We start from the raw sequence: 15,899 nt of genomic DNA, 5'->3' as shown, positions 1-15,899 counted from the left end.
TTCTTGCACTTACTGCAGTTCCGGATACGGCCTCTACATAATAAACAGTTGGGCCGGTTATTGCAGGCGTTACAAAAACTCCTGTATTATTGGTAGCCAATGGCGTATTGCCTGTAGAAGCGTACCAGTTATAAGTTACACCAGCCTGCAGATTGCTTACGCTTAAACTTGCAGGGCTGCCAGCACAAACTGTTGCTGCTGCAACTATCGGAGCATTAACAGTTACTGTTAAGCTATAAGCTGTTGTTGCTTTATTTCCGTTAGCATCTGTTGCAGTTAAAGAAATAGTGAAAGTGCCACCCAATAGTGGTGTTCCTGTAATTTCTCTTGTTGTTGTATTAAAGCTTAATCCCGGAGGAAGACCGCTTGCCAGATAAGTATATGGTGCTGTTCCACCAGTTACTGCCGGTAAAGTTTGTGTAGGATATGGAGTACCAACGATACCATTAGGTAAAGTTGCACCCGGTAAAGTTAATACGCCGATTACTTTAAGCGCATAAGTGTTGCTTGCTGTTCTGCCTTCGCTATCCGTAACGGTAACACCGATAGAATAGTTACCGGCCTGTGTTGGTGTACCCGAAACCTGTCTGGTAGCCGGATCGAAGGTTAATCCTGCCGGAAGGTTGGTTGCTACATAAGTGTACGGACCAACACCACCAGTTGCTGCAGGTAAAGTTTGGGCAGCATATACTGTTCCTTCTGTTCCATCAGGCAAAGTAGCTGCTGGCAACAATAAAGGATTAACAACTGTAATTGTATAATTGTTGGTTGCTGTTTTTCCATCAGCATCGGTAACCGTTACCGGTACCGTGAAAGTTCCTGCCTGTGTAGGGGTTCCTTTAATTTCTCTTGTAGCCGGATCGAAGGTTAATCCCGGAGGAAGACCAGTTGCGGCATAAGTATAAGGGGTTGATCCACCTGTTGCAGAAGGAATGGTTTGTGTAGGATAAACTGTTCCGGTGGTTCCGTTAGCTAAAGTTGCTGCAGGTAAAACCAAAGGATCGGTTACTTTAAGGGTATAGTTAGCGGTAATGGTATTGCCATTGGCATCGGTTACCGTAACCGGTATAGTATAGGTTCCAACCTGTGTTGGTGTACCTGTAATTTCTCTTGTTGCAGGGTTAAAGGTTAATCCCGGAGGAACACCGGTAGCCGAATAAGTATACGGACCTGTTCCACCCGTTGCAGCCGGAATACCGTTTGTAGTATAGGCAGTACCTGTTACACCGTTAGGCAATGCACCTGGGGTTAAGGCCAGTGCAGGTGTTACCGTTAAAGTAAAGGTTGCTGTTTTAGTACAGTTTTTGCTGTCGGTTACCACCACATCGAAGGTAGCATTACCTGTAGCTGTTGGTGTACCGCTTACCAGGCCACTTGTAGATAAAGTTAAGCCGGCCGGCAATGTGCTGCCCGCAGCTAAAGCATAGGTATAACCTGGTGTACCGCCGGTTGCAACCGGAAGTTGTTTACTGTAAGCAGCAGCAATTGTAGCATTGGTTAATGTTGAACCTGCAAATACTATTGCCGGATTAACGGTAACAGTTACCGGAACCCTTGTTGTATTAGAGCAGGTGCCTTTGCTTACCTGAACATAGTAAGTGGTAGTTGCTGTTAAAGCCGGTGTAGTAAAGTTTGCACCGGTTCCTACCTGTGTTCCGCCAGTTGGGGCATCAAACCAGGCTAAGGTTGTACCGCCGTTTGCAGTTGCACTTAATGCTACCGAACCGCCAGAGCAGATTGATTGCGAACCAGAAATAAATGTTGGATTAGGATAAACAACGGTTGCACCATAAACATCAAGGCTGGTTAAGGCCGAAACCAATGCACCAAAACTTACCTGAACCCTATCGTAAGCACCACCTGCCAAAACAGTTGCTGCAAAACGGTTACCGGATAAAAGTTGAAGGTTTAATAAACCACCGCTTAACTGTACTGTTCTAACAACGGTAGTACCATTTAATACAGTAACAGTTACGTTATTTAAAAGACCAACATCGGCCAAACCTGTTGGTAAAGCTAAATCTAAACGGATACTATCAGTAGCTAGGCCAACTGAAGGGAAAATTAATTGTTGATAGCCGGTTGCAGCTACACCTACAGCAAGTGAAATCCTGGTGAAGTTAGAAGCATCGGCATCTGTAGAGTTACCAGCTCCGCTAACCGAGCACAATAAACAGATACCGTTAATACCGGTGTTCTGACTGTTGGCCGCATTACAAGCAGTAACACCACCACCGTTAATTACCGTTACCGTTACCGGAACGCGGCTTGCGCTTTTACATCCGTTGGTACTGGTGGTTTCTATATAATAAGTTTTTGTTGCAGTTAAAGCCGGGGTAGTAAACGAAGTTCCGGTTCCTACCTGTGTACCTGCAGTTGGCGCATCAAACCATGCAATAGTGTTTCCTGCATCAGCAGTTGCATTTAAAGTAGTGCTTTGTCCGGAGTTGATAATCTGGTTGTTGGTGGTTACCGTTGCTAAAGTAGCTGGCGGGTTAACCGAAACCGTTACCGAAGTTCTTGCACTTACTGCAGTTCCAGAAACCGCTTCAACATAAAATACAGTTGCCGAAGTAACCGCTGGGGTTACAAAAGTTCCGTTGTTGCCGGTTGCTAAAGGTGTACTTCCGGTAGAAGCATACCAGTTATAGGTAACACCGGCTTGCAGGTTACTAACCGTTAAAGTTGCAGTGCTTCCGGTACATACTGTTGCAGAAGCCACAACCGGAGCATTTACGGTTACTGCTAACGCATAAGTAGTAGTTGCTTTATTGTTATTGGCATCTGTAGCTGTTACAGAAATGGTATAGTTACCACCCTGTGTAGGCGTTCCCGTAATTTCTCTTGTAGTTGGGTTAAAGGTTAATCCCGGAGGAAGACCTGTTGCCGCATAAGCATAAGGACCAACACCACCTGTTACCGCTGGTAAAGTTTGCGGTAAATAAGATGTACCCACAATTCCATTAGGCAATGTTCTTGTTGGCAGGGTTAATGTTCCATTTACCTTAACAGCATAAGTATTGCTGGCTGTTTTACCCTGACTGTCGGTAACCGTAACACCAATACTATAATTACCAGCCTGGGTTGGCGTTCCGGTAATTTCTCTTGTTGCTGGGTTAAAGGTTAATCCTGCAGGTAAGCCGGAAGCTACATAAGTATACGGACCAACACCACCTGTTGCAGCTGGTAAAGTCTGTGTAGCATAAACCGCTCCTTCAGTACCGTCAGGCAAAGCTGCCGCCGGTAAAACCAATGGGTTGTTAACGTTAATGGTATAATTGGTGGTTACCGTTTTTCCATCAGCATCGGTTACCGTAACCGGCACGGTATAAGTTCCGGCAGTTGTTGGTGTACCCGAAATGGCTTTGGTAGCTGGGTTAAAGGTTAAACCCGGAGGAAGACCGGTTGCCGAATAGGTATAAGGCGTAGTTCCACCTGTTGCAGACGGGATAATCTGCGTGGTATATACTGTTCCTGTTGTACCATCAGCCAAAGTAGCTGTAGGCAATACCAAAGGATCGGTAACTTTTAAAGTATAATTTGATACAAGGGTATTTCCGTTTGCATCAACCACTGTAACCGGAATGGTATAAATTCCAGGCTGGGTTGGTGTTCCGGTAATTTCTCTTGTAGTTGGGTTAAAGGTTAATCCCGGAGGAACGCCTGTTGCACTATAAGTATAAGGTCCGGTTCCACCAGTTGCAGCCGGAATGGTCTGCGTTGGATAAACAGTTCCTGTAATACCATTAGGCAATGCACCCGGTGTAAGTACCAGGGCAGCGGTTACCGTTAAGTTATAAGTTGCAGTTGCTTTACATCCTTTGGTATCGGTTGCTACCACAGAAAAAGTATAAGCATTGGCAACAGTTGGTGTTCCGGTAATTGCACCGGTTGATGATAAAGTTAAACCGGCCGGTAAAGTACTGCCCGCGGCTAAAGCATAAGTATAACCTGGTGTACCGCCTGTTGCTACATCCAATTGTTTAGAGTAGGCAAAACCAGGGGTGGCATTGGTTAGGGTTGATCCGTTAAATATAATCTGCGGGTTAACTGTAATTACTACGGGTACCCTCGCCGATATTGTTGTACAGCCAATCCTTCTGGCAGCAACATAATAAGTTTTGCTGGCGGTTAATGCCGGCGTTGTAAAAGTACCGTTATAAGCAACGGTTTGTAAAGCTGTTCCGCCTTCTATAGCATCGTACCAGATCAGTTCGTTGGTACTTGCAGTGGTAGCAGTTAAAGGTACTGTGCTATTATAACATGCAGCAATTGCATTACTTGCAGGTGCTGTAAAAGTTGGTCGGCCTGCAGAGCGTGTAACACCATAAACATTTATGGTTTGTGTAGCGTTTACCGTTAAAACCGATCCCAGCGTAACCTTAACACGGTCGTAAACCACATTTGCTCCCGGCGAAAATGGTACCGTTACCGCTTGTCCGCTATTTAATAAACCCAGTAAATCTAAATTTAACAACGTAGCAGCCGAAGTGGTGTACACCTGTGTACCACCGTTATATGCTGTTACCGATACGTTTTGTAGAAGACCCAGTGTTAGCAGTGCCTGTGTAGAACTAAACCTGAGGTTAATATCATCACCAGGATTTGATGGTGTTGTAAAATAGAAATTTTGGCTAACTGATGAAGCTACGCCAAGTACACCTAAACTTAATTGAGAAAAATTATTCGGATCGGCATCAATGGCCCTTTCCGCATTGGTTACGCCCGAACTGCCCAGCTGTAAAGCATCGAGTGTAATACCGGTACCTTCAAAACCTGTGGTAAATGCCTGGGCACAGGGGTCGGTACCAGAAACATAATATGAATAATAAACTTTGGTACTATTGCTAACCCCCAGTAAAAGCGCATTGGTCACATCTTTAATGTATACCCTATCGTAAGCCTGTGTTGGCGTTATAGCCAGGTAAAAGAAACCATTAGCATCTTTAACCAGTCTTAAATTATCTGACGAAAAACCGTCTACGCTGTTGCCGCCCAATGGAGGAACTGCTGTAGCACCGTTTCGGGCACCAACCTGGAAAGAGTGGTTCCCAAGGATCACCGTTCCGCCTACATTTGCGAGCAGGGTACCCAAGCTTCCGCCCAGTAGCCTGTTCAGGATATCACCATCAAAATCTATTCTGATATAAGAGGTGGTTCCTGCGGCAACCGATGCAGGGTATTTGAGTTCCAGCTCACCACTATAAGCTCCAATGCCAACTGCAATTCCACCATAAGAGTTTACCGAAGCAAACGTATTATCGTTTAATGTTGCGTTGTTCGCATTATCGACCCTGCTTTGTGCAGATACGGTATTTGCAAAAATTTTGGTTTGCGCATACGATTTCGAGTGGAAGAGCGTTAATAGAATGATGAGTGCAACACAGGTATTGCGGAATATCCCATTTAGGGACGAAAGAGTACGGGTTTTCATCATGTCAGGCGTAATTTAGAAGACTTACTATGTGCTAATGCTGCTGTTAGGTAAATGTTTTTTCAGGGGCATTATATAATTATGACAAATCTATACCTAGAATAGCAACCTATCTTATCCATTGCTATTCATTTTTATGCAATCGCTTTCATTCATTTTATTCATACAGAGCATTCTTGCTGAATAGATTTCCTCAATTGTGAAATTATGATGACATTAGCGCTAGTCATCCCATCAGTCAATTCATGAACGCTAACGATCTCCTTATCGAACTCAGGAAGTTTGTCCTTATAAAATCTGGTTTGAGAAATATCGACCCGGCCCATTGTAAGATCATTTCCGAATATGTATTTCAGGAAACGAAGAATTATGTAAGCGAAACAACCATCAAACGCTTCTTTGGTTTTGCAAATACTTTGCACAAATTTTCATTGTTTACCTTAAACAGCCTTTCGCAGTATATTGGGTACAACGATTGGGATTCGTTCTGTAAAGACAAGGAAAACCAGACCACTTCCGTTCAGAGTGTATGGCAGGATTTAAAACTAAAAGCACATGCCATTACCGAAGTTTCGTTAATTGCCAAAAAAAATAATTCGGGTGTTCCCTTTAATGCCACAGCCAACAGGAATTTCTTTTACCCCGATTTCGATTATTTTTTAAAAAACAACTACCAGTTTACCACCGTAAGTGCACAGCCCGGCCAGGGTAAGTCTATTTTACTGGCACACATGGTAGAGTATTTTTTCTTTTCGGAAAACGCCATTTACAAAAACGATATTGTGCTGATGGTAAATTCTACCAGCATTAGCACCATTATACAGAGTGGCAATACCTTAAAAGACTGGTTTTTAAAAGAATTTAAATTCGGCAGCCTTACCGAGCTGATCAGTTTTTTTAAGAAAAACCCCGAAAAGCGTGAAGGCCGTTTCATCATCATTGTTGATGGTATTGACGAATTGCTTGGCAGAAGCAACCATTTTAAAACTTTTATAGATTTTTTATACAGTATAGAAGAAAACAATTTTGTTAAACTTATTTTCGGATTAAGGACAAACAGCTGGATTAACCTGCAACCTGCTATTTACGGTTCTGCATCTTTAACTAAAGCCTGGTATACGGGCTTATTTTATGATGAAGACACGCTAAGCAATGTACCGCCCCTAAATGCTGATGAGGTACTTTACACGCTCAGTCACATCGAAAATAAGATTATCAACAGGGCAGATGTAAGTCCGGCCCTGCTGGCCCAGTTTAAAACCCCATTTTGGTTACAGGTTTATTTCAAGCTCAAAGATGAGAACCACCATCTTGAGCTGAGTAACCCTTTGCTCTGTTATGAATTGATCAGTTATTTTTTGGAAAAACGGGTATTTCTGGCAAAAAAAAGTACAGAAAAGATATTCCTCCTCAAAAAAATAAGCGATTGCATATCCGAAGGGAATAAAAAACTAAGGGTATCGAAAGAAAAGATATTGAGTTATATCAACTGTTATCCCGATGCCTACGAAGAATTGCTGCATGCAGGTATTATTATTGAAGAAAAGCGTTTAAGTACCACCATACCTACCGAAATTGTACGTTTTTTAAGCGACGATATCTATACTTATTTCCTTTTTATACAGATTACGGATAAGTTCGAATACAAACCCGGAAAATCATTTTTCGAATATATTTTAAACAGTTTTCCGGCGCATAATGCCCGTAGGGATCATATTTTAAACTGGTCTATCCGCTTCTGCATCAACCGGAACGAAATTGCGGCACTAAAAAACATTTTTAAGCTCCCTTTTACCAACAGGGAGAAAAACAGTGCTTTCGATTTTTTCTGTTATGTATCCAAATTTGAACTTACCAAACCTAATTCCAACTTTAACAAGTTAAGCATCGGGGTCGATTTTATCGACATTATGGCTTCGGGCCGTACCATGAGTACGCTTTATAAGGAAACCATTAAAACCATTTCGGAAAATGTACTGAACGAAGATATCCAGATTATGCTGCATGTAATAGAGTGTAACGTAAATCTGATCGATGTAGACAAGGTTTCGCTGGCCAACACCATGCAGTTGCTTAAAAGGAATTATAAAAGACTGGGCGAACTCTTCCCGATCAATCCTTACGATCTGATTCTCTATTTTTACAACAACATTGTAAACAAGCCCAACGAGAGCAAAACGCTGGAAGATAAAATTATCAAACTTTGCCAGGATATAGACAGGAGCGGCCCCAAGAAAAATGATGAAATTACTGCAACAGAAATATTATCGTACCGCCTGGTGCTGATTACCCTGTTCTCGCAAAAAAGTTATGCCGAATGCCATCGTTTTATTATGGCTATTTTAAGTAAATACCCTAATATTTTTTATGTAAGGCACTCAGTTTTTTCGCCATTCCTGTTACTTCATCTGGGCCAGACCTATATTAAACTCAACTATTTTAAAAAGGCACAGCGTATTATGCAGTTTGTGGATAAGATTATCAGCAGCGAATATACCTACCATACCAATTTCATCCTGGCCAGTTTCAGCATTTTTAAGGCAAACTTTTACAATGCAACGAACAATTATGAACAGGCATTGATAGAAGCCAATGCGGGCCTCGAAATTACCGGCAGCAACGATTTTAAGATGTTCGAGATTTCCCTCCTACTAAGTAAAATAGACACTTTAAAACACACCGAAGAATCGGAAGAGGTATCGAATGTAATTAAGGAACTGCTTAATTTCTTGACGGTGCATAAATTATCGATGCCGGATTATTCGAACCTCAGTGGTAGTGAGTTTGAACATACTTTTAAGATTTTGAAATCGTACCGCCGCCATCAGAATTTATAAAAAAAGTCTTGCAGATTATGCAAGACTTTTTTAGTTCATTAGTTCACTGGTCATTCGTTCACTGGCCATTCGTTCATTGGCCATTCGTTCATTGGGCTAACCGGTTAATTGTTCAATTGCAGGATTGTTTAATTGTTAACTGCAAATTGCCAACTGTAAACTGCTAACTGCTAACTGCTATTTAATCAGGTTATAGAGTTCATCCAGTTTTGGCGAAAGCACAATTTCGATTCTTCTGTTTTTGCTTCTGCCATCGGCATTTGCATTGGTTCCCAAAGGCTGGAATTCGCCTTTACCGGTGGCCGTCATCCTTACGCTTTCTACTTTTTCATTTTCGGTTAAATAACGTACTACGGAAGTTGCCCTGAGCACACTTAAATCCCAGTTATCTTTTATCTGTCCAAGGTTATTTATTTTCTGGTTGTCGGTATGCCCTTCAACAGCAATATTGATTTCGGGCTGCTGTTTTAATACGTTTGCCAATTGTGTTAAAGCCTGCTTTCCTTTTTCATCGATAATGATACTGCCCGATGGAAACAAAAGTTTATCGGTTAAGGAAACATAAACTTTACCGTTTTTAATTTCTACCGTTAAGCCACTCTTAGTGAAGCCCAATAACGCCTGTTGTAATTTTTCTTTTAATGCATTGGTGGCTTCATCGCGTTTACGTAAAACTTCTTCCACTTCTTTTAAGCGTTTTTCGCGTGCGGCCAGATCGCCAGATAATTTGGTGATTTCGGTTGAGGAGTTACTTTTAAGCTTTTTGTAATTTGCATCAACGGTATTGTAACTGTTCTGCAAATCGCGGAGCTCTTCGGCCATTAAGGTGGTATCTTTTTTCAGCTTGGCCACTTCTTTTTCGAGGTTTTCTATTTTGACCAAACTTTCGTTAAAAGCGGTATAAAGTGAATCTTTTGTTCCCAATAAAGCTTTGTATTTTTTTGGCGATAATACAACACAGGAAGTTAGCGAAGAGATAAAAAGGAGAACGGCAAAGGCAAGAAAGGTATTTTTCATTGTTTTATTTTTGGGTTAATTGGTTCACTGGTCATTAGTTTGATGGTTCATGGTTGATAGCGAAATCTGGTTAATTGGTTAAGCGGTTAATTGGTTAATTGTCGCTTAGCGCCTAACGCTTATCGCCAAAACAATTAACCGTCTATGGCGTTCCGTAAAAATGCAACTAAAGGTTGTACCGTTTTAAAAGAACTTATCAACTTATTAACGAGGTTTGGTTTTAAAAATTCTTCATCATCGATTTTTGTAGTGGCTTCGAAGCTTTTCAACTTTAAAAATTCGATGTTCGGATCGGCTGGATCATAACCTTTTGGGGCATTTTTTAATGCATTATCGACCCCTAGTTTAAAGCTTTTCTTAAAATCCTTTTCATTGATGATTTCTTTAAAATCGCCGATATTATAATCAATTTCCTGCCTGATGAGTTTTAAATGCGGTGCCTCGGGCATCCAGTAACCACCGGCCAGAAAACCCTTGCCCGGTTGGATATGGAGATAATAACCAGGCTCATTGCCTCCTTTACTTTTTGCCGAAAACCAGATACCGAAGTTATTTTTATAAGGATCCTTGTTTTTACTAAAGCGCACATCACGGTAAATACGCAAAAGGCTCTTTTTCGGGTCGGCCTCTGCCGAAAGCAATGGATCTACCTTGGCCAGTTCGGGAATAAGTGCGGCTACAAGCTCCAGTACATCGGCCTTTGCAGCTTCGTAGCTATCTTTATTGGCAGCAAACCATTCGCGGTTGTTGTTTTCGGCAACGTTTTTTATAAAGGTTAAGGTTTCTTTTTTTAACATACAGTTTTATGGTTAATCGGTTAAGCGGTTAATTGGTAACTGCCTTCAAAAGCATAACGCCTATCGCCAAACCAATTTTATCTTTTAAGCGCTGTATCAAACAGTTAACCGATTTATACAATTTAAACAGTTAACCAAAACACAGTTTAAACAGTTAACCTATTTATCGTAATACGGCTTGTATTTGATATTTGGCGATAAAACATGAAGCAATATGATCCTCGAATATCGGTAATTAAAGGGATACAGGATCAAACAACCGGCGAAAATAACGATGAGGTAATGCCAGAAAGTAGCATCGGTAAGCGGTCCGAAAAGTAGATAGGTGATGAAACTGGCCAACAGCATTTCGATTACGTTCATGGCATAACTTACATACATGGCAGCATAAAAGTAACCGGGTTCGATCTCGATGCGCTGTGCGCAATGACCGCAGATTTCTTTAGTATGCTGGATATTCCAACCGTACATTGTGCCGGTAAAAATAGATCCTCTGCGGCAATGCGGGCATTTACAATGCACAATGGCATATAATTTCGAAGTTTGCCCCTCCACCCTTTTTAGTTTAAGTTAAAAGGCTCTTTTTTCATGTTGAGGTGGATATTCTTTTTACGGTATTTTTTGTACCAAACCACGCCCACAATAACGGCCATTAAATAAGGTACCGATAACAGGTACAGAACCCCTGTATTTAATCCCGCTGTTTGCGTATTCCCGTTTTTAGCACCCTGCTCTGCATTAATGGAACACATGGCACATTGCGCATTTACATTAGGACTTATGGCAAAGGTAAATACCAGCGCAAACAGGATAAAAATTGCTTTCTTCTTCATGGATTACAAATATAAGAATAAACGCATGGAGGGGTTTAAAAATTATGTCATAAAAAAACCTCAATTTTAGGTTGAGGTTTTTGAATTTTTGAGGCTTTATTTTATTGGGCAATTAATGCCGCATTATTGCCCGAGTTTAATGTTAAGCTAACCGAGAGCGTGCCTCCACCTGAAGTTCCATAAATATTCCCTTCAAAATGGGTGATCTGGTTATTCAATAATGAACGCACCAAATTACCACTAACCGAGTTTATGGTATAAACCCGAAATGCCCCACCACCATTTGGAATTTCTTTCATTACGGTTCCGTTTAAAAACTGGTCGGTTGCATCATCAAAATACAATTCGCCAAAATAACCGTCAACACCTAAACTGATTAAAACAGGTTCCGTTTTATTCAAATTCTTTTTAGAAATGGATTGAAACGACGATAATCCAGCAATGGAAAACATTCCTAACAGGAGAATTAATAGATTTTTTTTCATAAATAATATTTTTATAAGGATTTGATATATAGATAAATATACAACTAAAACTGTTATTAAAGACTTTTTAGTTGAAAATTATTTTAAATAGAACCTTTCATATTACGCATTAAAGAGCGTAAAAAAACCTCACTTTTTAGGGTGAGGTTTTTACGAGAGGTTAAGGTTAATTCGTTGTTATTGTAAAGTACCAGAAAATTTAAAATCAGGATGTTGTACACTGATAAACTGGCCTAAAATGGCTCCGTTTGAAGGGTTGATAAAATAGTCCAGTTTGAAATCATCTACATTCAGTCTTTCTGCCAATATTGGATCTAAAGGTTTAGAAGCCTGGTTATAAATGAAAGCAGAGTTAGCATCAAAACCAGAACCTATGGTAAATTTAAATACACCATCGTTTGTTTTTGAAAACGAATACGGGTATGTTAAGTTAAGAGAGTTTGCGCCGTAAGGGGTATTCCAGATTAACACCATCGTTTTAGCAGTTGCATTAAAAGTAAATCGCATAGCACCTAAGGTAACAGGCGTTGTACCCACAACGATATTTGCACTTGTTCTTTGATTAGCCAAAGCTCTTCTCGAAATAAACTCAGTTCCCCATCCCGGATAAGTTGTGGTATTGGGAATCGTTACCGAAGCATAGTTTACGCCTAAAAGCAGGTGTAATGGCAAAATAGGGGTTGCCGAAATTAGTACTTCCGATTTAGTGCCTGTGCTCGAAACCAGGTAAAGTTTTTTGGCAACATTATCCCAATTCAAACTGGTGTAGATTACATCTCCCTGTTTAACAGGTGTATTTAAACGCACACCCGTATCTGAGAACGAAAATAAACCAGAACTCGTAGCAATCTGTCCGGCGTTTGTAGATATGAGGGCGAAAGATCTCGATCTTACATCAGCACTCATTGATACCTGGATCTTTTTGGTATTATCTTTAGGATCAAGAATATAAACAAAAGGATTATCTGTTAAAAACTTGGTTATTCCCTCTATATTATCCGAAAATTTATCGCTGGTATAAAAGGCTTTCTGATCTGCTGTGGCTTTTACCAGAATAAGCGGAGCGTTACGTTTTTTACCAATCAATTTTATGGTATCGCCAACCTGTTCCCTGATTTCAAATTCAAAATCAGAACCATAACCTACTGAATAATCACCGTCAAAAGAATTCGGATCCGGATCCTGCAGCAAATGTAAAAGTGTGTAAGTATCAAAAATCAACGAGGGTGCCATCACCTGTTTCACCCTATATGTACTTTCAAATGATTCGAGCGCAAAATCACTATCGTAATCGGCCCTCATAATTACCCTGTTATTCTTATCGAACGACATGTAAAAATTGTATCCGCCGCCCACCAAAGTGGTGTTTAAATACGCCACCCAGCCATTTGGACTATTAATCAGTTCATTTCTGTACTTTTCTAAATTTTCTGCAACCCTTTCTTCCGGCCTTTTTCCATCAATTAATTCCTGATCTTTTTTACAAGCCTGAATAATAAGTAATGCAAAAAAACCTATTATAAATATTTTTTTCATGTGTAATATTATTTTATTGTATAACACTATTTTTTTCCTGGATCTTCAATTTCTCCTACGAGAATAAAACCACGGTAAAAGCCTTATTAGTTTCTTGTTATTGTACCATAAAAACCAAGCTGACTATTCGAAGTATCAAAAAAGCCAACTGATATATTCCTCGAATTTGGAACAATATTATCAATCCAGTTCAGCGCAAAGGTTTTAGTAGTCAAATAATCCAGCAATGGTTTAAACCTGGTTTGAAATGCAGTTCCGTTAGCATATTGGGTTGCTGTTCCCTGGGCGGCCAAAGCGTATTTAATGGTATTTCCCGGAACTGAAACTGTTGCTTTTAAATTATACCAAAATTCTACAGCGGTATTGGTTCTTACTTTAAGTACCATATCGGTTCTGTTGGTAACCCTGTTTAAAAAACTAAGTTCCACTGTATTTTGAAGCGGATAGCCGCCTGCAGTTGTTAATGCGTTGGCAGAATTGAATGCCGTAACATAGGCAGCTCCCTGACTTGCAGCATTTTTATCAACCAAAAAACCTGTATACGAACCTGCGTTAAAATTTTCTATTGGTCTAGAAATCGTTACCGGGGCATAAGTTTCGATGGCTAACCTAACTTTTGCCTGTAACGCCCTAAAATCGATTCCAAAAGCTGTTTTAAAATAATCAACAACTACCTGTTCTTTCTTGCGTAATTTTGCAGCCGCAACCGCATCGGCACTTACCACATATGCTTCGAAGAAATCCTGCCCTTCTACTAATAGGGTAGAGGTCATTTCTGCAAAGTCCTCATTTTTATTATTTCTGGCATATCTTGTAATAAAACCTAAACCTTTAGCCGTTGCTGCAGAATTACCGGCACCTACCCACGCAGAACCGATGTAATTAGAAGAAATTTCTTCGTAGCCCGGTGGCACGGGTATGTTTTGGTTAAGAATGTGTGTAAACTCATGGTGCATGGTATGAAATGCAGCAGGCCTGCCTGGTGTTCCCATTACACTGGTATAACTATTCCTATCGTACTGGTTAACCTCATAAAGATTAATCTGTCTGCCCGCATCGGCCGTACCCAAGGTAATCTGCTCATCAGAATATTCACCGGTACCAAATAATGCGATTTCTTTTGGCAGGATAGGCAAAAGAAAGGCTTTGTTTGTAATTTCAAGGTAAGGCTTTATAAATACCGCACTAACACCTTCCATAATGGGTTGTACATTATCTTCCAGTACCGGAGCAATTTCTTTATCAATGCTTGCCTGAAACCTATCGAACCGGTATAAAACCTCGATATTATATGGGTTTAGAAAATTATCATCTAACCATTTATCTAATTTGCCTTTAGTGTAAGTATCTAAATTAGATTTTGTAATATCTACATTTAATGGTTTCTCCTTTTTACACGATACCAATGTTACAATTAGTAACACGAGGAATAAAAAAATCTTTTTCATATCTATAAAATTTATCTAGGATTAAGAGTTAGTCCGGCTTTTGTTGCTGGAATTGGTAATTGGAAAACCCTACGCGGATCGCCAGGCTTAAGTTCTACTGTGGTACTTGCACCATTCTGATCCAGAATATTATGTTTAACTGTTAAATCATGACGGATAATATCGAACCAACGTAAACCCTCCGAAATAAATTCAGCTCTTTTAAGATCTAAAATGGTTTTTATTAAACCTGCCTTAGGATCTGCAATTCCGTAGTAAGTATTAATTCGTGCAAGCGTAACAGCATGTGTACTGGGATTATAGTTTGTAATCCTGGTACTCAAAAAAGTATTAATATCCTGTAAAGCAAGATCGTTCAAACCCTTTGAAGCATAGGCCTCTGCCCTGTTCATAATCAGCTCATCGGCAGTAAGTAACGGAACCATAATATATGGTTGTCCGAAACCTGATCCGATTTTACTTTCGAAAAACAGTTCAGAAAATTTACAGCTGTCGTAATAAGGCTCAACATAAGGCGTAGGTTTATACGAATAGTTTCCTCCACTGATATTTGGGCCTAATAAAATCGTATTGCTGATTACTTTTCCTAAGCCATATCTGATGTAAAAATTCCTTCCCCAAACGGAACTGGCTTCACCCATTAATAGGTTAGAATTTTGTGCCGATTGTGTAAATGCCGTTCTTAAAGCTGCGGCAATGTAAGGCAAATAAGTACTGTTCCATGGTCTGAGCATTCCTTTGGCCTGCGCATTATCAAGAAGTACTTTTCCGCTGTGCTCAATTACCTTATCAGCATTACCTTTAAACAGATAAAACCTTGCTGCAAATGCATTTGCAGAATTCAGGCTGAAATGGTATTTCTGCGCTTTTTTGTAAACCGAATTATTGATCAACGGTAAACCTTCTGTTAAATCGCGTTCTATTTTATCATAAACTTCCGCAACGGTACCTCTCTTATATTGTGGCGACACTGTTATTTCAGGATCAGTTACAAAAGGAATACCCGGCGAATCGTTTGCTTCTCCCGGTTTATAAATTTTAGCGTACAAACTTACCAGCATAAAATGGTCGTAAGCCCTTGCCAATAAAGCTTCACCTTTATATGGCAATAAATCGGTTTCGCCTGGGTGTTCATCAATATATTTTAATGCAGTATTAGCTGACGCTATAGCAAGGTATGTACTATTCCAATAATCATCAGTAGAACCACTTACCTCAACGCCGTTTTCAAAATCCTGCCAAAAATAGGCCTTGGTCCACGATTGTTCTGCCGAAACACTCGAATAATCTGTTCTTGGTCCTTTATCTTCTGCGTTATCAGAAGAGTTTTCCGTAAATGAAAGGTATTCGGATTTTGGATATGCAGAAACAAGCAGCTGTGCCACCTTCTCTTTTGAATTTAAGGGTGTTCTTAAATCCGGGCTTTGCTCTAAAAATTTTTTACAGCCGGAAACAGAAACAATTACCGAAGCTGCAAGTATATAATATTTTAATGTTTTCATGATTTGTTAT

The 15,899-nt window shown here is 40.2% G+C and carries 10 protein-coding genes; 1 reads left to right on the top strand and 9 read right to left on the bottom strand.

Features of this window, described 5'->3' with window-relative positions; all coding sequences use genetic code 11:
• Positions 1-5,437: beta strand repeat-containing protein (locus tag B2V92_RS24335; RefSeq protein ID WP_293313001.1), on the bottom strand; the 5,437-nt coding region annotated here is incomplete at its 3' end.
• Positions 5,438-5,736: 299 nt separating this feature from the next.
• On the opposite strand from B2V92_RS24335, the gene B2V92_RS24330 reads away from it, so the two are divergent.
• Positions 5,737-8,271: a hypothetical protein gene (locus B2V92_RS24330; protein WP_293312999.1), complete on the top strand. Its 2,535-nt coding sequence runs from the start codon at positions 5,737-5,739 to the stop codon at positions 8,269-8,271.
• Positions 8,272-8,448: 177 nt separating this feature from the next.
• Here B2V92_RS24330 and B2V92_RS24325 read toward each other — a convergent pair whose 3' ends face one another.
• From B2V92_RS24325 to B2V92_RS24290, 8 genes are all read right to left on the bottom strand, one after another.
• Positions 8,449-9,288: an OmpA/MotB family protein gene (locus B2V92_RS24325; RefSeq protein WP_293312997.1), complete on the bottom strand. Its 840-nt coding sequence runs from the start codon at positions 9,286-9,288 to the stop codon at positions 8,449-8,451.
• A 134-nt stretch (positions 9,289-9,422) separates the two neighbouring features.
• Positions 9,423-10,085, bottom strand: a complete 663-nt coding sequence (locus B2V92_RS24320; protein WP_293312995.1) for a DUF2461 domain-containing protein — start codon at positions 10,083-10,085, stop codon at positions 9,423-9,425.
• A 159-nt stretch (positions 10,086-10,244) separates the two neighbouring features.
• The gene (locus tag B2V92_RS24315; protein ID WP_293312993.1) at positions 10,245-10,640 is read right to left on the bottom strand and encodes a DUF983 domain-containing protein; all 396 of its coding nucleotides are present in this window, start codon (positions 10,638-10,640) and stop codon (positions 10,245-10,247) included.
• Positions 10,641-10,645: 5 nt separating this feature from the next.
• Positions 10,646-10,918 (bottom strand): hypothetical protein, encoded by a 273-nt coding sequence (locus tag B2V92_RS24310; protein WP_293312991.1) that lies wholly within the window; start codon positions 10,916-10,918, stop codon positions 10,646-10,648.
• A 101-nt stretch (positions 10,919-11,019) separates the two neighbouring features.
• The gene (locus tag B2V92_RS24305) at positions 11,020-11,403 is read right to left on the bottom strand and encodes a hypothetical protein (protein ID WP_293312989.1); all 384 of its coding nucleotides are present in this window, start codon (positions 11,401-11,403) and stop codon (positions 11,020-11,022) included.
• Positions 11,404-11,580: 177 nt separating this feature from the next.
• Positions 11,581-12,939, bottom strand: coding sequence for a DUF4302 domain-containing protein (locus tag B2V92_RS24300; RefSeq protein ID WP_293312988.1), 1,359 nt, complete (start codon positions 12,937-12,939; stop codon positions 11,581-11,583).
• A gap of 86 nt (positions 12,940-13,025) precedes the next feature.
• Positions 13,026-14,387, bottom strand: a complete 1,362-nt coding sequence (locus tag B2V92_RS24295; RefSeq protein WP_293312986.1) for a substrate import-associated zinc metallohydrolase lipoprotein — start codon at positions 14,385-14,387, stop codon at positions 13,026-13,028.
• An 11-nt stretch (positions 14,388-14,398) separates the two neighbouring features.
• Complete coding sequence (locus tag B2V92_RS24290; RefSeq protein WP_293312984.1) at positions 14,399-15,889, bottom strand: RagB/SusD family nutrient uptake outer membrane protein; 1,491 nt, start codon at positions 15,887-15,889, stop codon at positions 14,399-14,401.
• Between the last annotated feature and the right edge of the window lie 10 nt (positions 15,890-15,899).

It is taken from the genome of Pedobacter sp. UBA5917, from assembly GCF_002432345.1.
In the GTDB taxonomy this organism is placed as follows: domain Bacteria; phylum Bacteroidota; class Bacteroidia; order Sphingobacteriales; family Sphingobacteriaceae; genus Pedobacter.
This window is presented reverse-complemented; position numbering and strand designations above follow the sequence as displayed.

Bases quoted from the DNA above. Each gene is read 5' to 3' on its own strand.
- B2V92_RS24325 (WP_293312997.1), bottom strand. From the start codon at position 9,288: ATGAAAAATACCTTTCTTGCCTTTGCCGTTCTCCTTTTTATCTCTTCG.
- B2V92_RS24320 (WP_293312995.1), bottom strand. From the start codon at position 10,085: ATGTTAAAAAAAGAAACCTTAACCTTTATAAAAAACGTTGCCGAAAAC.
- B2V92_RS24310 (WP_293312991.1), bottom strand. From the start codon at position 10,918: ATGAAGAAGAAAGCAATTTTTATCCTGTTTGCGCTGGTATTTACCTTT.
- B2V92_RS24305 (WP_293312989.1), bottom strand. From the start codon at position 11,403: ATGAAAAAAAATCTATTAATTCTCCTGTTAGGAATGTTTTCCATTGCT.
- B2V92_RS24300 (WP_293312988.1), bottom strand. From the start codon at position 12,939: ATGAAAAAAATATTTATAATAGGTTTTTTTGCATTACTTATTATTCAG.
- B2V92_RS24295 (WP_293312986.1), bottom strand. From the start codon at position 14,387: ATGAAAAAGATTTTTTTATTCCTCGTGTTACTAATTGTAACATTGGTA.
- B2V92_RS24290 (WP_293312984.1), bottom strand. From the start codon at position 15,889: ATGAAAACATTAAAATATTATATACTTGCAGCTTCGGTAATTGTTTCT.